The sequence below is a fragment of the Halomonas sp. SCS19 genome, assembly GCF_040147015.1.
Classification (GTDB): Bacteria; Pseudomonadota; Gammaproteobacteria; order Pseudomonadales; family Halomonadaceae; genus Halomonas; species Halomonas litopenaei.
The window spans coordinates 4,631,817-4,652,944 of sequence record NZ_JAMSHN010000001.1 but is presented as its reverse complement, the minus strand read 5'-3'; the positions used below and the strand labels follow the sequence as shown (position 1 = coordinate 4,652,944).

General features: G+C 64.9%; 14 protein-coding genes. 4 read left to right on the top strand and 10 right to left on the bottom strand.

Annotated elements, in window-relative coordinates:
• Window positions 1-7: 7 nt before the first annotated feature.
• The 3 genes from NFH97_RS20145 (at window position 8) to NFH97_RS20135 (ending at window position 3,777) form a co-directional block, all read left to right on the top strand.
• Complete coding sequence (locus tag NFH97_RS20145; protein ID WP_349625441.1) at window positions 8-1,156, top strand: Gfo/Idh/MocA family protein; 1,149 nt, start codon at window positions 8-10, stop codon at window positions 1,154-1,156.
• A 50-nt stretch (window positions 1,157-1,206) separates the two neighbouring features.
• The gene (locus NFH97_RS20140) at window positions 1,207-2,115 is read left to right on the top strand and encodes a TIM barrel protein (protein WP_349625440.1); all 909 of its coding nucleotides are present in this window, start codon (window positions 1,207-1,209) and stop codon (window positions 2,113-2,115) included.
• 156 nt (window positions 2,116-2,271) lie between these two features.
• On the top strand, window positions 2,272-3,777 hold the full coding sequence (locus tag NFH97_RS20135; protein WP_083970647.1) for a sugar porter family MFS transporter: 1,506 nt from the start codon (window positions 2,272-2,274) through the stop codon (window positions 3,775-3,777).
• 129 nt (window positions 3,778-3,906) lie between these two features.
• Here the strand turns inward: NFH97_RS20135 and NFH97_RS20130 are convergent, their stop codons facing one another.
• From NFH97_RS20130 to NFH97_RS20085, 10 genes are all read right to left on the bottom strand, one after another.
• Complete coding sequence (locus tag NFH97_RS20130) at window positions 3,907-5,175, bottom strand: Y-family DNA polymerase (protein ID WP_349625439.1); 1,269 nt, start codon at window positions 5,173-5,175, stop codon at window positions 3,907-3,909.
• On the bottom strand, window positions 5,172-5,621 hold the full coding sequence (locus NFH97_RS20125) for a LexA family protein (protein WP_349625438.1): 450 nt from the start codon (window positions 5,619-5,621) through the stop codon (window positions 5,172-5,174). Before NFH97_RS20125 ends, NFH97_RS20130 begins: the two co-directional genes overlap by 4 nt.
• Before the next feature lie 213 nt (window positions 5,622-5,834).
• Entirely contained in the window at window positions 5,835-6,029 is a 195-nt protein-coding gene (locus tag NFH97_RS20120; RefSeq protein WP_349625518.1) for a DUF2442 domain-containing protein, read from the bottom strand.
• 290 nt (window positions 6,030-6,319) lie between these two features.
• Entirely contained in the window at window positions 6,320-7,315 is a 996-nt protein-coding gene (locus NFH97_RS20115; protein WP_348816034.1) for an ion transporter, read from the bottom strand.
• Between the two features lie 210 nt (window positions 7,316-7,525).
• Window positions 7,526-9,733: an exodeoxyribonuclease V subunit alpha gene (gene recD / locus NFH97_RS20110; RefSeq protein ID WP_349625437.1), complete on the bottom strand. Its 2,208-nt coding sequence runs from the start codon at window positions 9,731-9,733 to the stop codon at window positions 7,526-7,528.
• Window positions 9,730-13,722, bottom strand: a complete 3,993-nt coding sequence (gene recB, locus NFH97_RS20105) for an exodeoxyribonuclease V subunit beta (RefSeq protein WP_349625436.1) — start codon at window positions 13,720-13,722, stop codon at window positions 9,730-9,732. The genes recD and recB overlap by 4 nt, the downstream gene beginning before the upstream one ends.
• Window positions 13,719-17,468, bottom strand: a complete 3,750-nt coding sequence (recC, locus tag NFH97_RS20100) for an exodeoxyribonuclease V subunit gamma (RefSeq protein WP_349625435.1) — start codon at window positions 17,466-17,468, stop codon at window positions 13,719-13,721. Before recC ends, recB begins: the two co-directional genes overlap by 4 nt.
• Before the next feature lie 403 nt (window positions 17,469-17,871).
• Window positions 17,872-18,075, bottom strand: a complete 204-nt coding sequence (locus NFH97_RS20095; RefSeq protein WP_349625434.1) for a hypothetical protein — start codon at window positions 18,073-18,075, stop codon at window positions 17,872-17,874.
• A gap of 24 nt (window positions 18,076-18,099) precedes the next feature.
• On the bottom strand, window positions 18,100-18,321 hold the full coding sequence (locus tag NFH97_RS20090) for a hypothetical protein (protein WP_045991614.1): 222 nt from the start codon (window positions 18,319-18,321) through the stop codon (window positions 18,100-18,102).
• A gap of 220 nt (window positions 18,322-18,541) precedes the next feature.
• Entirely contained in the window at window positions 18,542-18,901 is a 360-nt protein-coding gene (locus NFH97_RS20085) for a hypothetical protein (protein WP_349625433.1), read from the bottom strand.
• Between the two features lie 857 nt (window positions 18,902-19,758).
• On the opposite strand from NFH97_RS20085, the gene NFH97_RS20080 reads away from it, so the two are divergent.
• Window positions 19,759-21,087: a tyrosine-type recombinase/integrase gene (locus NFH97_RS20080; protein WP_349625432.1), complete on the top strand. Its 1,329-nt coding sequence runs from the start codon at window positions 19,759-19,761 to the stop codon at window positions 21,085-21,087.
• Window positions 21,088-21,128 lie beyond the last annotated feature (41 nt).

The following is a 21,128-nucleotide window of genomic DNA, read 5'->3' as shown; positions in this document are numbered from 1 at the left end:
ACAACCAATGTTCAACGAGGAACACCAACTCACCCCGCTGCGCTGGGCCATGGTCGGCGGAGGCAGGGGCAGCGAGATCGGCCATGCCCATCGGGCCGCGGCACAGCGCGACGGCCTGTTTCAGCTGGTGGCCGGCGCCTTCGACCTGGACGCCGAGCGCGGGCGCGACTTCGGCAGTCGTCTGGGTGTCGACGCCCAGCGCTGCTACCCGGACTACGCCAGCATGCTGCGTGCCGAAGCGGTACGCGACGATGGCATCCAGGCGGTCAGCATTGCCACCCCCAACAGCACGCATTTCGCGATCGGTCTTGCTGCACTCAAGGCCGGACTGCACGTCATCTGCGAGAAGCCGGTGACCTTCACCGTCGCCGAAGCGCAGCAACTCAAGGCCGAAGCCCAGGCGCGGGGCCTGGTGTTCGGCGTCATGTATGGCTACAGCGGCTATCCCATGCTGCACCAGGCCCGGGCCATGGTGCAGGCCGGCGAGCTGGGCGACATACGCCTGGTCAACATGCAGTTTGCCCACGGCTTTCACAGTCAGCCGGTAGAGCAGACCAGCAGTGGCGCCAAATGGCGCACCAGTCCCGCAGTGTCAGGCCCGACCTACGTTCTGGGGGATCTTGGCACCCACACCTTCCACCTTGGCCAGTTCATCACTGGGCTCAAGGTCGAACGGCTGCTGTGTCATCGCCAGAGCTTCGTGGCGACCCGGGCACCGCTGGAGGACAACGCCCAGGTGTTGTTGCAGTACCAGAGCGGCGCCGTGGGGTCGCTGTGGGCCAGTGCCGTCAATGCCGGCTCCATGCATCAGCAGAAGATTCGCATCGTCGGGGAGAAGGCCAGCCTCGAATGGTGGGACGAATATCCCAACCAGTTGCGCCACGAAGTGCAGAACCAGCCGGTGCGCATTCTCGAGCGTGGCATGGGCTATCTGGCGACCGACGACCCTGGCGTGGCCTGCAATCGTATCGGCGGCGGCCATGCCGAGGGCTTCTTTGAATCCTGGGCCAACCTCTACCACCGCTACGCCATGGCGATGCACGGCGCCGCTGGCGGCCTGTGGTATCCGGACATCGACGACGGCATCGAAGGCGTGCGCCTGCTCGAGTGCTGCGTCGAGTCCGCCGACAACGATGGCGCCTGGGTGGCGTTCTAGCCCTTCGTTGCATCGCCAAGCTCGCCACCAACAACCTGAGGACCACCAAGATGCAGATCAAGCTTGCCAATGCCCCCTGTTCCTGGGGCATCGAATTTGCCGACAACCCGGCCAATCCCCCCTGGTTCACGGTGCTGGACGAACTGTCCGGGGCCGGCTTCAACGCCACCGAACTGGGCCCTTTGGGCTACCTGCCCACGTCTTCGGACACGCTGGCCGAGGCGCTTGAGCAGCGGGGGCTTTCGCTGGTGGCCGGCACCATCTTCAAGCACCTGCACGATCCCGAGCAGCGACAGCAGATCCTCGATTACACCCGGGCGACCTGCGAGGTGCTTAAACCCCAGCAGGGTAGCTACATGGTGATCATCGATCACGTCAGCTCGCCACGTACCGATCAGGCGGGGCAGCAGGCCTCGGCCACCCGACTGAGCGACGTCCAGTGGGCGGAAATGATGTGCACCATTCGTCAGGTGGCCGAGATCTGTCACCAGTATCAGGTGATACCGGTGCTCCATCCTCACGCCGGCAGCTACATCGAGTACCGCGATGAGGTCGACCGTGCCATGGCGGAGCTCGATCAGGACCTGGTCAAGCTGTGTGTCGATACCGGCCACAGCCTGTATGCCGGCATCGATCCCGCCGAGCTGATTCGCCACTACGGAGAGCGGGTCGTCTTCATCCACTTCAAGGATGTCCAGGCCACAGTGCTTGAGGATGTGGTGGCCCAGGGCACCGACTTCTACCGCGCCATCGGTCAGGGCGTGTTCTGCCCACTGGGCCAGGGCAGTGTCGACTTCGATGCTGTGCGCGAAAGCCTGGCCGCCATCGGCTATCAGGGCTGGATCACCGTCGAACAGGACGTGGATCCGACCAGGGACAACGATGCCCTGGATAACGCCCGCGAGAGTCGCGAGTTCATCGAGCGCCACATTCTGCAACAGGGTTTGGCCGAGGCCTGATGGACAGACTCCTCCCCGTGGCCTGGGCGGCCTCGGTGGGGGGCAGGGGCTCAGCCGTGTGTACGTCATCCGCCAGCGAGATCGGGGTGTGACGTCTTGTCATGCCTGCGCAAGCAGGACTCTTGGTACTACAACAACCTTCAACGAGAGGTCACCATGCCCACGTCACACGATGGCAGCGCCAGCGCTGCCCCTTCACCGGCCGGCGTGTCACCACCGGCCAGTCAGCAGCAACAACTGACATCCACCCAGCTGGTCTATCTGGTCAAGATCATCCTGGTCGCCGCCCTTGGCGGCATGCTGTTCGGCTATGACACCGGGGTCATTTCCGGCGCCATCGGTCCCATCGCCGAGTACTTCGATCTTTCACCCGCCGCCAAGGGCTGGGCGGTATCGTCGGTGGTCATCGGCTGCATCGGCGGTGCCCTCATCGCCGGTTGGCTTTCGACCCTGTACGGCCGCCGAGCGGTCTTTCTGCTGTCTGCTCTGATGTTCACCGCCTCGGCCTTCGGTTCTGGTCTTGCCGGCACCTTTGAGAGCTACATCTGGTGGCGCATGGTCGGTGGCGTGGCCGTCGGCATGGCCAGCGTCATCGCGCCCATGTACATCTCCGAGATGTCACCGGGTTACCTGCGCGGGCGTACCGTGAGTCTGTTCCAGCAGTCGGTGGTGTTCGGCCAGATGGTGGTGTTCTTCGTCAATTACTTCATCGCCAAGGGGATGGCCGAAACCTGGATACTGAATTTCGGCTGGCGCTGGATGCTGGGTTCGGAAGCGGTGATTTCGATTCTTTTCGCGGTGCTGGTTCCCTTCGTGCCCGAGTCACCACGCTGGCTGGTGCTGAAAGGGCGGATCGACGAGGCGCGACGGGTGCTGGGACGCTTCTATCGTCCCGAGGCCATCGAGCAGACCCTCGGTGATATCCAGAAGTCGTTCGAGCGTGGCCAGACGAAACGCAAGGTGTCGCTGCGCGCCAAGGGCACCTTCGGTCTGGTGATGATCGGTGTCTTCATCGCCGCCGCTCAGCAGCTGACGGGCATCAACGTGGTGATGTACTACGCGCCTGACGTGCTGTCGTCGGTGACCGCCAGCAACGAGGATGCGCTGCTGCAGACGTCGATCATGGGGGTCACCTTTGTCGGCGGCAACCTGTTGGGCATGCTGTTGATCGACAAGGTCGGCCGTCGTCCACTGCTGGTGGCGGGTAGCCTCGGCAGCATGGTGGCCATGACCTTCCTCGGCGTTGTGATCGCCGGAGGCGAGGCCGGGCCGGGCGCACTTATCGCGCTGATCGTCTATGTAGTCTCCTTCGCCATCTCCTGGGGCTGCGTGTGCTGGACGCTGATCTCGGAGATCTTCCCCAACGCCATCCGCGCGCGGGCCATGTCGTTGGCGGTGGCAGCGCAGTGGTTCATGGGCTTCATGGTCACCCAGACCTTCCCCATGCTGCGCGAGAATGCCTTCCTCAATGAGCTGACGGGGGGTGGCTTCAGCTTCTGGCTGTATGCGGTGCTGACGCTGATCAGCCTGCTGGTGGTCCTGCGCTACGTGCCGGAAACCAAGGGCAAGACGCTGGAGGAGCTGGAAGACATCACCGCCACACGGTTGAGCAAGCGGCGTCGCGAGCTGACCAGACAAGGCAAGAGTGTCACCTCGGAGTAGTCATCCTTTCACCAGGCCGTAATGGCTGATCGTCACCGCTGCCCCCGTGATAACGGGGCCAGGGGCAGCGTCGTGTTGGCGGGGTTGCCCGGCAGGGATGGGGGCATGGCGTGACGCTATCGTGTGTGGCTATAGCCTGGCGATCGGCAGTTCATCCCAGCGGGTGGTGTAGCCTGAGGTGCGGTGTTCGCACTTGAGCTGCCAGGCCGCGTCCACGCTGGTCTTGCCAAGGCTCAAGGCGCCGCGACCGTGCTTCCGGTTGATCGCGTCCAGGGTGTCCATCAGGCGTTGATTGCGCGCTTGTCTGGCGTCGTCGACGGCAAACAGATCCTGCTGCAGGCTTGTCTTGTCGGCGAGGTCGAGCAGCATCACGCCGGCCTTCATGTACTGGTGTCCTGGGCGATAGATACGCGCAAGCGCCCGGGTCGCGGTTGCCACGATCTCGAGGCTGTCGTCGCTGGGACGCTCCAGCGGAACCACCAGCGAAGGATGGTGCTGGGGCAGATCCTGACGATGCTTGTTGGTCTTCAGAAACACCAGCAGCGCCCGCGCCACGCTGCCCTGACCACGCAGCTTTTCAGCACCGCGGCCGGCGTGGGCGCGCACTGCCTGGCGCAACTGCGCGATATCGTCGGTGGGCCGACCAAAGGAGCGGCTGGTCATGATCCGTTCGCGCGGGGCGCCGACGTCGTCGAGGCGGATGCAGGATTCGCCGCGAAGCTCGCGTACCGTGCGTTCCAGCACCACGCTGAAATGGCGGCGAATATGCTTGGGGTCGGCTTCACGTAGCTGCCAGGCGGACTCGATGCCGAGCTGCCCAAGCCGGGCGGCGGTGCGCCCGGCAACGCCCCAGACCTCGGTGACCGGCAGGCGTTGCAGCAGCGCCCGGGTTGCCGCCGAATCGGCCTCGAGTACGTGGACGCCGTCTGCGCGGGGATCCTTCTTGGCCTGGTGGTTGGCGATCTTTGCCAGGGTTCGGCTGGTCGCCACGCCGACGCCGACGGGAATGCCGGTGTGGCGCATCACCGTATGTCGCAAGCGCCGGCAGTGGGCGTCCAGCCCGGCGGGCGCCATGCCCGCCAGGTCGAGAAAGCACTCGTCGATGCTGTATACCTCGACGGCGGGAGCAAACTCCCGCAGCGTATCGACTACCCGACGTGACATGTCGCCGTAGAGCGCATAGTTGCTCGACAGCAGGATGCACTGCCTGCGCAGCGCGCCATCGATCTTGAAGGCAGGCATGCCCATGGCAACGCCGAGGTCCTTGATCTCCTGGCTGCGGGCGATGACGCAGCCGTCGTTGTTGGACAGCACCCCCACCGGCTTGCCGCGCAGTGAAGGATCGAAGACCCGCTCGCAGCTGACGTAGAAGTTGTTGCAGTCGACCAGCGCGATCACCGCGCGACTCCCGCTGCCAGGGCGTGGATATTGTGGGTGACCACGCCCCACAGGTCGCAGTCGCGACCGTTGAGCGGAATCGGCGCGAAGGCCTCGTTGGCCGCCAGCAGGTAGGGGCGATTGCCGATATAGCCAAGTTGCTTGCAGGTCAGCTCTCCATCGACGCTGGCGATCAGCACCGAGCCGCTGCGCGGCTCCAGCGAGCGATCCACGATCAGCAGATCCCCGTCGAAGATGCCGAGGCCCTTCATCGACTCGCCCTTGGCGCGTAGATAAAAGGTGGCACTGGGGTGGGGCACCAGATGCGCCACCAGATCGAGCTGTCCCTCCAGGTAGTCATCGGCCGGTGACGGAAAGCCCGCGCGCACCGCGGCCGCCGCCAGTGGCAAGGCGGTTGCGGGCGCGTGGGGATCGACCTGACCCAGCACCTCCACCTCAAGACTCATGGCACAGGCTCCCGTCGTTGCCATAGGCGCTACACGAAAGGGTTCGCCGAACAAGGGAATGGTCGTCGCGCATGGGGGCCTCCTGAATCGCATATACTGTTTGGATATACAGTATCAGGAGGTGCATGGCTGCGCCAGCACAGGAGGGTAGGGGGCAAAGTTGGTTTGGCTAAGACCTGGGCCACAGGCAGAGCCCTGTCGGCGAGCGATCCTTTAGCTTAGGAGGGTGGAGCCAAACTGGCCTTGCAGGAGGGCGGGGACGTAGAGGTCAGCATCGAGTTGGGGCCAATGAAGGCCAAGCCCGGTGGGAGAAACCTCTATGTCGTTCAGGGCTTCTGGCGTGGCGTCGGTGAGACCTTCCACGAGGTGCGGCGGGATCGCGAGCTCAAGCCCTGAGTTCAGGTGCATGGTGACGCGATGGGTGCGACTGTCGTATCGCGCGGAAACAACGTGGGCGTGACCGCGTGCACAGGCCATGCGGGCCTCTGCCTGGCGGACGTCATTTTCAGTAATGGCCACGTGTCTCTCCCCGTTCGCAGGCGTCTCCCTCCGTGCAGTCATCGATTGTGCCACCATCGCATTCCACAGCATTAGCCGTGGTTGTGCCGTCTAGCTTAGCGACCGCAGATCCATCGCAAAGAATATGCGAGACCTGAATGCCCTGTGGGCCACAGGGCTCCCCCCGTGGCCCGCTCCCTTCACGCGTACTTGTCGTGCCAGCGCTTGACCGCGATACGTTCCTTGAGCAGCTCCAGCATGTCGACCAGCACCTGTTCGGTGATCTGTTCGGTCTCGGGGTCGGTACGCAGCCAGGCGTCGAAGCCGCTGTCGGCCATATGTTCGACCAGCGAGGAGAACTCCCTGGACTTGAGACCGTTCAGGGCTTCATCGACCAGGTGGCAGGCGAGGTCGGACATCGATGACTCCAGGCCCTGGGTGAGCTGGGAGCCCATGGGCAGGCGCTTGAGTCGCTGAAGCTCCGGCGTTTCGGCCAGGGTGCGGGCGACCAGGCCGCGCACGTAGGCCAGCGTCGCGAAACGGTTGTGGTGGGCGATGTCGCCGACCATGGTCTCGAGGCGTTGGCTGACTTCCCGCACCAGGGCTTCCTTGCGCGGCGTGACGATCTTCTCGATGGCCGGTGAGGCCAGGCCGTCGCCGCTGGTGAGTTCCTCCTGGACGTTGTCGAGCAGGCGGATGGCGATACGATCGGTGAGTTCCTCCATCAGGATATCGGCGTACTTGGCGACAACCGAGTAGAGATACCAGCGACGCACGTCGATCAGTCCCAGGCGGTGCAGGCGGTGCAGCAGCGAGATCACACGCAGGATACGCAGCAGGCGGAAGCCGGCGAGGGGAATACACCCCAGCACGTCGTACCAGTGCACGAAGGGGTAGAAGAACCAGCGGTGGTAGCGCCGTTGGTAGATGGCGACGGCCCAGCCAAGCAGTACGTCGAACAGGAAGACGGCGACGAAGGCCAGGTCGATGCTGAAGAAGTTGGCATGGATATGCCGGTCGTAGGCGCCGTGAAGGCCGGGGGCCGCCGCCTCGAAGGCGGCGTTGAGCGGTGGCAGCAGAAACAGGCTGTCGAACAGCAACAGCGCCAGGTTGGCGATCACCAGCGCGATGATGAACAGGTCCCACACCAGATGAGCCCGCTCCAGGGCGGGCGAGGTCGTGCGGGTGGCGGGCATGAGTCCTCCTTGGATGCGTGTGACACTCCATTCTCCACCAGCCTAGAGCGTCCTGGCGTTGGTCGCATCCCCACTTCGCCTTGTGCCAAAGCGTCGTTGGCGCTGTGAGGATGCGGCTTTCTGTCGATGGGCAGCATCTCCGGGCTGCTGAACCGGATAAATGCGCCGGGCTACTGAACCGGAACAATATGCCGGGCGATTTTGCAGGGCCTATGTTTCGGGCGACTGAAACAGCCGACTCTGACGCGCAATCCGTCGTTCGATGGCCTTGGCCAGCACCACGTCGCTTGCGCTGAGCAGGGTGAAGGTCTTCTTGGCGCGGGTGACGGCGGTGTAGACCAGTTCGCGGGTCAGGATCGGCGACAGGGTGTCCGGCATCACCAGGGCGGTATGGACGAACTCCGAGCCCTGGGACTTGTGCACCGTCATCGCGAATACCGTCTCGACCCGCTGCAGCCGGCTGGGCAGCACCCAGCGGATGCCGCCCTGGCCGTCACCGGCAGGAAAGGCCACGCGCAGGGTGGTACCGGCCTCGGGGTTGGCGAACTCCACCGGCACCTTGAGGGCAATGCCGATATCTCCGTTCATCAGCTTGAGCGCGTAGTCGTTGCCGGTGACCAGCACCGGGCGGCCTTCGTACCAGTGGGTGCTGTGATCCGGCTTGTCGATCAGTCCGGCCCGCGCCAGCGCCTGCTCGATGCGCTGATTGAGCGATTCGACCCCGTAGTGGCCGGCGCGCAGCGGCGTCAGCAACTGGAACTGGGCGTGGGCCTCGAGGATGGCAGAGGCCCAGCGGTCCCACTGGGCTCGCTCGGATGACAGCGACGGGCGTGGCCGCAGCAGGCCGCTTTGCTCGAGTGCGCCAGCTTCCGGGGTGTCGGGACGCGGGCTGATGGCACCCAGATAGAAGCGATAGCCCCAGGCCGCGTCCTGGCCTCGGCCATCCAGCGCCAGGGTCATCAGGCGCCGCTCGTTGGCGCGGGGCAGGGCCTGGCGCTGCGCCTGGGGAAAGGCGGTGTCGTCCAGCACCGCGAGCGCCCGCCGGCTGTCGCCTGCGTTGATGGCGCGGGCGAGCTGGCCGATACCGCTGGCGTCATCGAAGCGAAAGGAGTGGCGCAGCATGGCGACGGATTGATCCAGCGCCCGGCCGTCGCCGTCGTGCAGGACCTCGGGCAACGACAGCCCGGTAGCCGCTTCGAGCCAGTCGCTGACATCGTTGCGATAGTGACCCTGTTCGGCCCGGGCGCACAGGTTGCCGAGGACCGCCCCGGCCTCCACCGAGGCGAGCTGGTCCTTGTCGCCGAGCAGCACCAGGTGTGCATGGAGTGGCAGGGCGTCGAGCAGTGCCGCCATCATGTCGATGTCGACCATCGACGCCTCGTCCACCGCCACCATGTCCAGCGGCAGGGGGTTGAGGCGATGATGATGGAAGTGACGGGTATCGGGTCGGGCGCCGAGCAGCCGGTGCAGGGTCGACACCTCGTGGGGAATCGAGGCGCGCACCTGGGCGGCGTCCGGCAGCGGCAGTTCGTCGAGGGCGGCGATCTGGTCGCGAATGGATTCGCTGAGTCTCGCCGCCGCCTTGCCGGTGGGGGCGGCCAGGCGTATCGCCAGGGGGGCGCCCCGCTCAGCGATGGCCTGGGTCTGCAACAGCGCCAGCAGGCGGATGACGGTGGTGGTCTTGCCGGTGCCTGGGCCGCCGGTGATCACCGCGAAGGGCGCGCGTGCGCCCAGCGCACAGGCGAGCTTCTGGGAGGCGGCCTGGTCGGCACGCGGATCGGACGGGGGAAACAGCGTATCCAGCACCGGACGCAGGCGGGCGGCGTCACCGTCGGCGGTTGGATGATCCTTGGTTGAAGTGCCGGGCGTTGACAGCCGCGCGGCAATGGCGCTGGCGACCCGCTGTTCGTTGCGCCAGTAGCGGCGTAGATAGAGGCGCTCTGCCTCGAGAACCAGGGGACTGGCGCCTGGGCCTTGCGCCACCGCCGACCAGCGCTGAAGCCGGTTTACCCAGTCGTCGCCGAGACGGCCGAGCAGGGCCTCCGGCGGGGGCGGGGCGGCGTCGTCACGTGCCACGTCGCGAGCGACGGCGATCAGTGTCTCGGGCTGGCGGCGGGCCTGATTCAGGTCCAGCAGCAGATGCCCCTGGCCGGCCTGGTGGCTGACCAGCATGGCCGCCAGCAGGCAGCTGGCGTCGCCGTCCGGCGCGAGGCTCGCCAGGCGGTGGGGCAGCGCCGCGTCCAGATCACGGATCCAGCCGTACTCGGCCCAGGCAAACAGCAGCGACAGCAGCGCCTCGGGGTCGGCCAGTGCCTGCTCCGGGGTGGCAAAGGGCGAGGACGGCAGGGCGGTCGAGGCTGAATCGCCCGGTGTCTCGCCGTTCCCCTCGCGGTGTACCTCAGGGTTAGCCTCGCTCATGCCATTGCCTCCCCGCTGGTGTCATTGTCATGGCCGGTGGCGCTTTCGTGGGTTGCTCTCGCGGCGTGGCCCGCCTGTCCCGCCAGGATATCGTCGAGTGCCTCGATAAAGGCTCGGGGCGGCTTGATCGCGGCGACGCCGCGCGAGGGCGCGGTAATACCGCGCAGAAAGACCAGCATGGCCCCTCCAACGTGGCGGTCATAGTCGTAGTCCGGCAGGCTCTGGCGCAGGTGGCGATGCAGTGCCACCAGGTAGAGCGCGAGCTGCATGTCGTAGCGCTTGTCGAGCATGGCGGCGCGCATGGCGTCCTGATGGTAGGCGTCATCGTCGGGGCCCAGCCAGTTGGACTTCCAGTCGATGATATAGAAGCGCCCCTGGTGCTCGGCCAACAAGTCGATAAAGCCCTTGAGCAGGCCGTTGAGGCGCTGATAGCCCAGTTGGGGCCTGGGCTCGCCGGGAAACAGATGCTGGCGGGTGAGCTTGTCCATGGCCGGGGTGATGGCGTCATGGGTGGCGAACCAGAAGTCGGGCTCGGCGCGGTAGCGCTCAAGGCTCGCCAGCACCGGTCCATCGTCGGCATCCTCGTCGTCGGGGCGCTCTTGTGTGGTCGAGGTCAAGGGCGTGGTCAGCCAGCGACGGATGCCGTCGGTCAGCGCCTGAGTGTGTGCTTCCCAGCCACGGCGACGGCAGCGTTGGGCCAGGCGGGCAAGCAGGCCTGCATCGTCAAGCGCGCTGTCAAAGCCGTGCTCGGCCAGCGCTTCCAGCACGCCGTGCAGGAAGGTGCCAGGGCCAGGGCCCCGCGGGAAAGCGTGCAGGGTGCCGGGCTCGGGGGCGCCGGCTTCTCGCGCCGCGGGCACCAGGCGGGCGTCCAGATGCTCTTCCTCGAGCACTTCGGCCTCGGGTGTCTCGGGGGCGGTGGCTCCCTTCTGGGCCAGCGAGGAGTAACTCGCGATCCACCAGGGGGCAAAGGGGCTGTGGCTGGGCGTGCGCGCGCCCTTGGTGGCGAGCTCGGTGGTGACCGGGTGGTACTGGATCTGGGGGCTATCACTGCTGGCGTCGATGGCGTCCAGGGCGATGGCGTCGAAGCCACCGCTCATGGTCTCCCAGCGCTCGCGCAGGTTTGTCAGGTCAGGGATCGCCTCGCCGCCGGCCAGCAGATAGCCCAGCGCTGACTTGTGCAGGGTGGCGCTCCTGGCGTTGCCGAGCTTGAGGGGGGCAAGGCCAACGAAGGTGGCGTGGCGCGCTCGGGTCAAGGCGACGTACAGAAGCCGTACCTCCTCGGATAGCCGTTCGTCGTCGGCAAGCTCAAAGCCCTCCTTGGCCATCTCCTTCTTGGCCGCCAGTTCGAGCAGCGGCTGGTCGTCGACGTGGTACAGGGGCGTGCCGGACTGGCCGCTGATCTCCTTGTAGGTGCACAGGAACGGCAGGCACACCAGCGGATACTCGAGCCCCTTGGACTTGAAGATGGTCACCACCTGAATCAGGTCGGCGTCGCTTTCCAGGCGCAGGATCTGCTCGTCGTGGCCGGGGTCGTCGAGGTGTTCGGCGAGCACGCGAATCAGGGCGTGGTCGCCGTCCAGGGTGTCGCTGGCCTGCTGGGCCCACTCGGCCAGATGCAACAGGTTGGTCAGGCGACGCTGGCCCTGGTGGGCGCCGAGCAGTCGCTCGGGGATCCGGTAGTCGTGCAGCAGCTGGCGCAGCGCCGGCAGCACGCCCCTACGCTGCCAGCGCAGGCGGTAGCCAAGAAAGCGCTCCTGTACCCGCTCCCAGGCGGTCTCGTCGCGTTGCAGCCGGTCGAGCTCGGCCAGTCCCAGGCCCAGGGTGGCGGTGGCCAGGGCCGTGCGCAGGGTCGACACCGACTCCGGGTTGGCCATGGCCTTGAGCCAGTGATGCAGGTCGCGGGCCTCGGCGGTGGCGAAGACGCTGTCACGATCCGACAGGTAGACGCTGGCCAGGCCGCGCTCGCTCAAGGCGTTGCGGATGGCGCTGGCCTCGCTGCGATCGCGCACCAGGATGGCGATATCGCCGGCCTTCAGCGGTGTGAGATTGCCGTCACCGGCGTCTCTTGAGGTGGCGAAACCGGCGCTTGGGACGCCCTCGCCAGGACTCGCCTGATTGAGCCAGTCGGCAATGCGGTCGGCGCAGTGGCGGGAGGCCTCGCGCAGGTAGCCTTCCTTGTTGAGACAGCCGTTGTCCTGGTTGCCGTCGGCGATCAGCCAGCCGGTCAGCGCGGCGGCGGGCTTACCATCCAGGCACAGGGTCTCCTTGCGACCGTTGGCGCCGACGGATTGAAAGGGCAATGGATTGTGGTCGTCGGCGGCGAAGCGGAAGGCCGCGCGGGGGTGGCGCTGCTCGGCGAATGCGAACAGCCGGTTGACCGCCGCCACGGCGGCCTCGCTCGAGCGGAAGTTGGTGTCGAGGCTGTGGTGGTGCCCGCGGGTGGCGTGACGGGCGCCCAGGTAGGTGTAGATGTCGCCGCCGCGAAAGCCGTAGATCGCCTGCTTGGGGTCGCCGATCAGGATCAGCGCCGTGGCGTCATGGTCAGGAGCGCCTGGCCCATCCAGGTCGTGCTGGGCGTCTGGCTCAGCGGTGGGCGCATCGCCGATACGATAGACCCGCTCGAAGATGCGGTACTGGGCCGGATCGGTGTCCTGGAACTCGTCGATCATGGCCACCGGGAACTGCTGGCGAATGCGCCGTGCCAGGGTCTCGCCGCCGTCGCCGTCCAGGGCGCCGGCCAGTCCGGTGATCATGTCGTTGAAGCCCATCTGGGCGTTGGCCTCGAGCTGCTCGGACAGCCGCCGGCTGACCCAGTCGCGGGCATCCGCCAGCACCTGGGGGTAGAGCTCGCGCTGCAGGGTCTCGACCTGCTCGTCGTTGTGACGACACGCCTCCAGGGCCTCGAACAGCCCAAGCTCGGGCACCTCGGTGCCCTTTTTTACCCGCAGCTTGGAGCGAGCGAGTTTCTGCACGAAGCTCGCCTCGGCAAGGGTGCGCTTGCCGGTTGCCCAGTCGCCGAGCTGTTCCAGCCAGCCGTCGAAGGTGTCGTCGTCATCCTTGCCGCGAAAGCTGCCGCCGTGCATCGCCGGGCGCAGCGTGCGCAGGCAGTCGTGCACCGCCTCCTTCTCATCCAGGTAGGCGCGGCGGGCGGCGTCTTCCAGCCTGTCGGCGCTCCCTCGGGCGTCGCTGAACTGGGAAAGGTGGGCGCCGAAATCGCCAGCGGCCAACGGCTCGCCGCAGAAGACCAGGCTGGCGTCCTCGCGGCCGAGCAGGTTGCGCAGCGACTTGTTCAGCCCCTGGGGCGAGCCGAACAGCTCGACCATGGACGCGGCCAGGGGCTCGTCGAGGGGGTAGACGCGGGTGCGCCAGTAGTCGGTAACCGCCTCCTGGGTCATCTCGCCGAGATCCTTGACCACCTCCTGGCGAAACAGCTTGCCGCTGTCGAAGGCGTGCTCCTTGAGCATTCGCTGACACCAGCTGTGGATGGTCGAGATGGCGGCGTCGTCCATCCATTCGGCGGCAAGCATCAGTCGCCGGGCGCAGGCGGGCCAGGCGTCGCGCTCGAAGTCGTCGCGCAGCGCGGCCAGCAGCGGGTCGCGTTCGGCGAGGCCGTCGTCCGGGGCCGTGGTCGAGCCGTCGTCCCTGTCGCCGGCGCGAAAGGCCTCGGCGGCCTGGACCAGGCGCGCCCGGATACGATCGCGCAGCTCCTGGCTTGCGGCCTCGGTAAAGGTCACCACCAGGATATCCGGCGGCACCAGCGGCTGACTGAAGCCATTGTCGCGTCTGCTGGCCGGGTTGTCCGGCTGGCCGTGGCCCAGCACCAGACGCACGTAGAGCAGCGCGATGGTGAAGGTCTTGCCGGTGCCGGCGCTGGCCTCGATCAACTGACTGCCCTGCAGCGGAAGCGCCAATGGCAGCGGTGTCTGGCCGGCGTTGTCCGGGGAGGGCGGCTGGTCGTCGGTGGAAAAAAGGTCGGACGGCAGGCTCATACGGATTCCTTCCCGGTGGTGGCGTTACTCTTGCCCGATGCCTTGTCAGAGCCCTTGTCAGAGCCCTTGTCAGAGCCCTTGTCAGAGCCCTTGTCAGAGCCCTTGCGAGCGCTGCTGATCCAGCCATGCAGGTCGGCGTAGAGCTCGCGACAGGCCTCGGCAAAGCCCTCGGCGCCGATCAAGTCATCCAGGCTTGGAAATTCACGCAGCAGCAGCGGGCTTCGCTCCGGCAGTTTTTCCCAGGCCTGCTCCCAGGCCTTGCGCAGTGTGGCTGACGTATGGGCGTCTGCCGGTGGCCAGGCTGCATCCTCTGCCACGGGGTATTCCTCGAGCAGAGCAAAGGCGATGTCGGGGTGGCAAGGCGTGGCGCCCTGCATGGCGGCAAGCCAACGCCGCATCAGCGCATCCAGGCGCCTTGTGGCCTGTTCGCGGGGCATGCCGGGGATCTCCAGCACGCCGCTGGGTGATACCAGATGGCTCGGCGAATTCGGGTAGAGGCATTGCAGCGCCAGGTGCGCCGGCCAGTGACGCAGGATCTGGCTCCAGTGAAAATGCTCGCCCTGGTGGATCTGGCTGGTCAACAGCACGATGCGGGCGACCTCACTTGCGCCCGCATCGCCCTCGTCGCTGGCCACGGAGGAGGGGGCTGAGTCGGTCGCGTGCAGGTGGGACAGGGCGTCGTCCAGTACCAGGGTCTCACTCGAGTCGGGCAAGGGAAGGCGACTGTCGTGGCGAAGCTGCGGTGCCCGCTGCAGCGAGCGCGGGTAGCGCTCGAGCAGCTCGCGGTAGTGGTCGAGAGCGTCGGGGATTCGCTCCAGCAACTGGCGGCGGATCACCGGGCCCACCGGTGGCGGCGGGTAGTGGCCGGCGCGTTGCTGGCGCTGGACCTGGCGTTCGATCAAAAGGGCGGGGTCGCAGGCGCGGTCGTGGGCCAGACGCTGGCCAAGCGGCTGCACCAGGGCCTCGCGCTGCTGCCATCTGGCAAGGCCGGCGAAGGCGAAGGGTTCGTCGTCGTCACTCAGCGTCTGTTCGTCGCGCATGCTGGTGGACAGGCGCTGCTGGAACAGGGCGCTGACGGGATCGCGCAGCAGGCCAGAAAGCTGCGACAGGCCGATGGCGCCCTCGGGGCGCCAGGATGGCAGCGCCTCATCGGCTGAGGTGGCCGCCATGGGGTCCGGGTGACGTGAATCACGCTGGTGCAGGGTCTGCCACTCGTCTGCATAGGTATAAAGCGGCGAGTCCGCCAGGAAGTAGCCGGCGCCGAAGGGTTGCAGCGGGTGCTCGGTGGTCAGGGCGGTGAGCAGGGCCTCGATCATCTGCTGCTCTTCGGCCAGCGAGCGCTCATCGTGGGGCGGTTGGTCGGGAAGGCGCCAGCCCTTGCCGAGGTGGTCGCGCAGCTGCCCGACCAGCACGCTGGGCGGCTTCTCGCCGTTATCCTGGGGGCTGCGTCCGCACCAGCTGATGGTCAGTCGGTCCCGCGCTGACAGCAGTGCCTCGAGGAACAGGTAGCGGTCGTCGTCACGCCGGGAGCGGTCGCCGGCGCGATAGTGTCCGCGCATAGCCATCAGGTCGAAGTCCATGGCCTCGGCGCGGCGCGGGTAGGCGCCGTCGCTCATGCCCAGCAGCACGACGTAGCGGAAGGGGATTGCGCGCATGGGCATCAGGGTGGCGAAGGTGATGCGGCCCATCATGAAGCTCTGGGACAGCTGGGGCTGGTCGATGCGCGACAGCCAGCTTTCGCGCACCACCGCCAGCGGCAGGCGGATGCCGACCTCGGCCGAATCGACCTCCTCGTGCCAGGTCTCGAGCGCCGCCTGGATGCGCCCGAGCAAGGCCTCTTCGGCACTGGAGCCGGGGGCTAGGGTACGCTCCAGCATGGTTCCCAGAACATGGTCCCATTGGCTGGCGGTCTTCGGTTCGATCAGGCTCTGACGAACCTCGTCGAGGGTCATGATCAGCCGGTACAGCGGACCGACCAGGGTGGCGTCGAGGCCGGCGACTTCGTCGTAGGGCACGATGTCGCCCCAGTCCTCGCCGTCGTCGCTGGCCTCGCCCACGGAGTAGCCCATCAGCATGCGCTCCAGGCCGAAGCGCCAGGTGTGCAGCTCGTCGTGTTCCGGCAGGCCGAGTTCGGCTCGCTGGGAGGCATCGAGGCCCCAGCGTACGTTGGCCTCGCGAATCCAGCGTTGCAGGGTGGATAGGTCCCCCTCGCCAAGGCCAAAGCGTGTGCGGATGGCCGGGATGTCCAGCAGGTCGAGGATCTCGCTGGCGCGAAAACGCAGACGCGGCAGCGACAGCAGGGTCTCCAGTGCCACCAGCATGGGTTCGCGATGGCGTTCCTGCTGGTCGGCCACGTGGTAGGGCAGGTGGCGCTTCTCGCCCGGGGCGAACTGGCCGAATACCGCATCGATATAGGGCGCGTAGTCGTTGATGTCCGGCACCATCACCATCACGTCCCTGGGTTCGAGAGTCGCATCCTCGGCGAAGGCCTCGAGCAGCTGGTCGTGCAGGACCTCCAGTTCACGCTGAGGGCTGTGGCAGATGTGAAAACGGATCGAGTGGTCGTGCTCGGGATCAAGCGCTGGCCACTCGGCCTGGGTCTCCGCCAGCGGGCGCAGGTTGAGGATGTCGTCCTGCAGCTGGCCCAGCAGGGTGTCGGTGGGCGGCGCCAGGAACAGATCCACCGAGTCGTCGAGCAGGGCGCTCAACGCCTCCACGTCGGTGTGGTCGTGTTCGCTGAGTAGCTGCAGGTAGTCGCGGCCCTGCTTGCCCCATGCTGCCAGCAGCGGATGGGCGTGTAGATGCAGCTGCTCGAGCGAGTGGTGCAGCTCCGCCGGCATGCCCTGGCGACGGCGCTGGCGCACGTGGCGGCGCAGTACCTCCTGGGTCTCGATGATCTCGCCCCAGTAGAACTGGCAGGGGTTGAGCAGACACAGCACCACCTCGCTGATGCTGGACAGGGCGGCCAGCACCTCCAGGGTCTGCTGGGGCAGCGACGAAATGCCGAACACCACGATACGCGGCGGTATTTCCGGGGGGCAGGCCGTCTCGCCCTGTTCGACCTCGCGGGTCAGCTGCTCGGCGGCCCGCTTGAAGCGCTGGTGCACGGCGCCGCGGTGACTGTGGCGCTGGTCGGCAGGCAGGGCGTCGCTGATCCTGCGCCACAGTGCCGGCTGCCAGCGCTGGTCATCGGGGACCTCTGTGACACGGTTACCGGGCAGGGTGAGCACATCGTTGCCGGCCTCCCAGGCGGTGAGCCAGTCGGCGCGATAGACCTGGTACTGATCGAACAGGTCAGCCAGGCGCTCGGCCAGCTGGTAACGCTTGCGCTGCTCATCGTCCTCGCGCAGGTAGCGCGCCAGCGGCTCGAACAGCGGGTCGTCCAGGGCTTCGGGCAGCAGCTTCATCAGGTGCCAGCGCAGGCGACTCTTGTCCCAGGGGGAGGTGGTCGGCACCTGCCCCGAGCCTTCCACCGCCTCGATCACCGCGCGGTAGGCCTGCCACTGAAAGCGCGCGGGCAGGGCAACGTCGGTGCCGAGGCAGACGCCGTAGCCCGGTTCGCCCTGGCGCTCGGCGATGGAGGTCTTGAGCCACTGGGCGATACCGTTGCTTTGCACCAGAAAAAGGGTGCGCGCCAGCGGATGCAGCGGGCGTCGCCCCAGCCACTTCAGGGTCAGATCACGCAGATCCTCCATACGGTTGCCCTGCAGGACGATCAAGCCCGAGGCGGCGGTGGTATCGGTCATGGCGAGTTCTCTGTACTGCGTGAAGGCGTGGCAGCCCGAGGCGGTGACGGCGCTAGCTTAAGCAGAACACGCATCGCTATCGTCGGGACGTCTCGGCATAGCCTAATGGATGCGGCGGCGGGGATCACCATCACCGGATGACCACAGTGTCTGGTCGTAGACGGGCGTCATCTATAGGCCAACATCGCAAGGTAGGCCTCGTCTGTGATGAAGCGGCGTTTCGATGGGGGCGAGCAAGTGTCGGACTCGGCCAGGCGGCGCTTTGCCGAGCACTACCGAGATGGCAACAGTTCATCGACCGGGGCGATATAGCGGCGAGCCGGGTCGTAGCGCTTTATCAGGCCATCGGCGGGCAACCGTTCAGTCGGCCAGAGCTAAAGATCGATAGTGAGCAGGTAGCGCTTCATGGATGATTTCCATCAAACAACGCTTCGATGACGTCCTCTTCCAGCGGAGCATCCCAGCCAGCCTCCGCCTCGATACGACCCTTGGTCAGTCCATAGAGCTCATTCAGGCCAAATCCTCGATCTTTCAAGGCTTCAATCCACTTGGTTAAGGATAGTCTCGAACAGAGAGGGCTGTTGAGTACGCCAAGCACCTTGGCCACCGCGATCCGCGCGCCCCGGAGTCCTTATCGAGAGTCCCGATTTCTGACCACGAACCACAGCCAGATAGCGACACTCAGCGACAGGTAGACCACCAGCGGAAGGGCGAGAAACAGCGCCAGCACCTTGATCGAGAAACCTTCCTTGAAAAAGTAGACGATCAGCAGCAGCGGGAAGATGCTGGCAACCAGCAGCGGCCCAGCCTCACGCCGTATCCACTGGACGACCGCAGTGGTCTTGTTGGGCATAAGCGTCCTCTGGTGGTCGTGGTTGGTGTTGCAGGAACTGCCGGAGCACCACTGACGACATCTTCCTGCCGGTGATGTCGGCGACGTTGTGCCGGTGGTCTTCGCAGGGACTACAACGAGATGGTGACTCGCCTGGCTGCGCGCCTTCAGGGCGTCGAAGAAAGGCCGTCGGCGCACCTGTAATCCTGCAGGCGCTGCCGACGGCCTGCTGCATCGCAGATCAGAGCATCTCATCGATGTTGTTGATGGTGGGTTCGAGAATCAGCTCGCCTGTGCCCTGTTGCACCACGCGATTGGGTTCGATGAAGCAGGTCACCAGGCACCTGGCGCTTTCACCACCATCAGAGATGGTGAAGGTCTTCTTGGTTGAGACAACCCTGCCCTGCACAAAGACCAGGCTGGTTTTTTCGCCTTCCTCCGCCGTGAAGGGAAGCTCGATCAGATCATCGGTAGCTGGAACTTCCTGCAAGGAGTCGATCTGGTGCTCCGGCATTTCCAGTGGCGTGGGTTTCAGCAACAGTGGCTCGAGGGACTTGGTGTTCAGGGAGTCCGTAAGCTGAAACATCAGTCGGTAGTTCATGTCAGTTCCTGATTGGTGTCGTGAGACGCAGCCACTGCTGTGCGTCGATTTCCTGCCGGCCATTCCTGCTCGCCCTGGCGGCTGCTCGAGACGAGCAGGTCTACCCCGTCTGCTGCCTTGTATCCGCTGGCCGGCAGATGTTGGGGATGAAACGCCAGAGAATTCAACCATTTGTCGAATAAGAACAGGCTAATATATAGCATTGGTAGTATCCGATCGCCAGCACTTTACGGTGACCGTTCGATGCGGCGGCTGGCGGTATAGAGGCACTGAGCGCAGGTCGCGGTAGCAGCCTGGGTCCCGCAGGGGTATCGGCTCCAGACAGCGCGATGTAACGACGCCACGAGGAGGACAAAGCGAGAAGGGTGAAAGTAGCAAGTGGGCCGAGTGGATAGTGCAGGAGGTAGTGCTGTCGATAGCGGAGTAAAAAGCGGAGTGGGGTCAGTTCAGGCGGTGCCCACGTGTGAACTCGATGCGATGAGAAGGGGGGGGGGGGGCGAAAACGACGAAAAACGGCCACCGCTCTGATGAGCAAGGTGACCGTCATTCTTGAATTCAGTGGTCGGAGCGACAGGATTCGAACCTGCGACCTTTGCAACCCCATCCTGCTAGCGCTCCCTTAGGCGCATTGGCTCCGAACGAAGTTATTTCGTATAAGATATTGATATTGCAATTATCTTCCCCTATTAACTTTTTCGTCGTAAGTTGGCTGCAGGACGCCGAATGCCGTTAATACTGGTCCAATTGTGCAATGTCAGCATCACCTGGAACAGTTGCGGACGGCTCGCTGAGCCGTCTTGGGTGACTCGCTCAGGCGTCCATCCGAGATTAGGCAGCCAATCGGAGGACGCACTCTCATGGTCGACTTCACACTCAAGCGTAAGATTACCGAGACCGCGATCAAGCACGCTCGGCACAAAGGCATCCGCACAATTTACGACACCGCCATAAGCGGCTTCATTTGCACGCTCTACAACCGCGACGTTACGACCTTCTCATTCCGCTATCGCTCTAAGCTAACTGGCAGGCGACCGACGGTAAAGATCGGCCGGTATCCAACCGTCTCTGTCGACGAGGCCAGGGACATCGCCAGGAAGATGGCTGTTGGGCTCTCTCAGGGCGTCGAGCCACGTCTCGTCGAGCAAGCGGCCAAGGAGGCGCAGCAACGGCGAGAGGAACAGTGGCGCCGTGAAGACGCTACGATCATTGAGACCTTCCTCGACACCGTCTACCGACCACACAAGGAGCGCATGAAGCGAGGCAATGAGGATCTGGATCGTCTCGATCGACACTTCAAGTCGTGGTATCGCAAACGCATGACCGAGATCACCAAGAGCGACGTGACACGCTGGCATCATGCGCTTGAGTCGAAAGGGCTGGCCTTCCTGACCATCAAGCGATCGTTTGATGTCTTGCAAGGGATGCTGAACATGGCGGTGGAGGAGCAGTTCATCGACCAAAATCCGATCAAGGGAGTGCGGCTTAGAAAGCCCGTGGCCCAAGACGATCACGGTGTTGATATCATTAAGTCGCGTCGCGCATTGACGGAAGAGGAAGTGGAGAGCCTGTTCAGGGGGCTTGAGCGATACACGCGAGATCGTAAGGACATGCGGCGGCGCTCGAGAGAAAAGAAGTCCAATCGACATCTTCCGGACTGGGATTATGTCACCTACGTCGATTACGTAGTCCCCGCGATCCTTGTCATTTACTACGCAGGCCTTCGCCCCGGCGATGTCTACGGTCTTCGCTGGGAGAACGTGGACCTCGATCTGGGCACGATTACCAAAGTGATAGAGAAGACAGCGCATCACAGCACACGGCCGAGCAGCTTTCCGATGGCAGATCGGCTGGTTGATGCGCTTCGAGTCTGGTGGCAGGAGAACGGGCGTCCCAAGACTGGCTATGTGTTTCCTTCGCAGCGGACAGGACGCAGGCTCTCCGCTGGAGCTCTCGGCAGACGTCCTTGGCCGCTGATCAAGAAGCTCGGTGGTCTCGACCCCGATCTAGATCTCTACACGCTTCGTCACAACTTCGCCTCGCAGCTCATCCTGTCTGGAGCCGACTTGATGACCGTCATGAAGTTAATGGGGCATCGTGATATCGCGACGACTATTGATCACTATGGTCACCTGACCGCTGATCATTTAAGAACTGCCCTTGTGGCGCTGAGTGATCCTGTGGGCTAAAAGGGATAATAGAGTCCATTAAGTTGCGTTGTTTGTCAGCA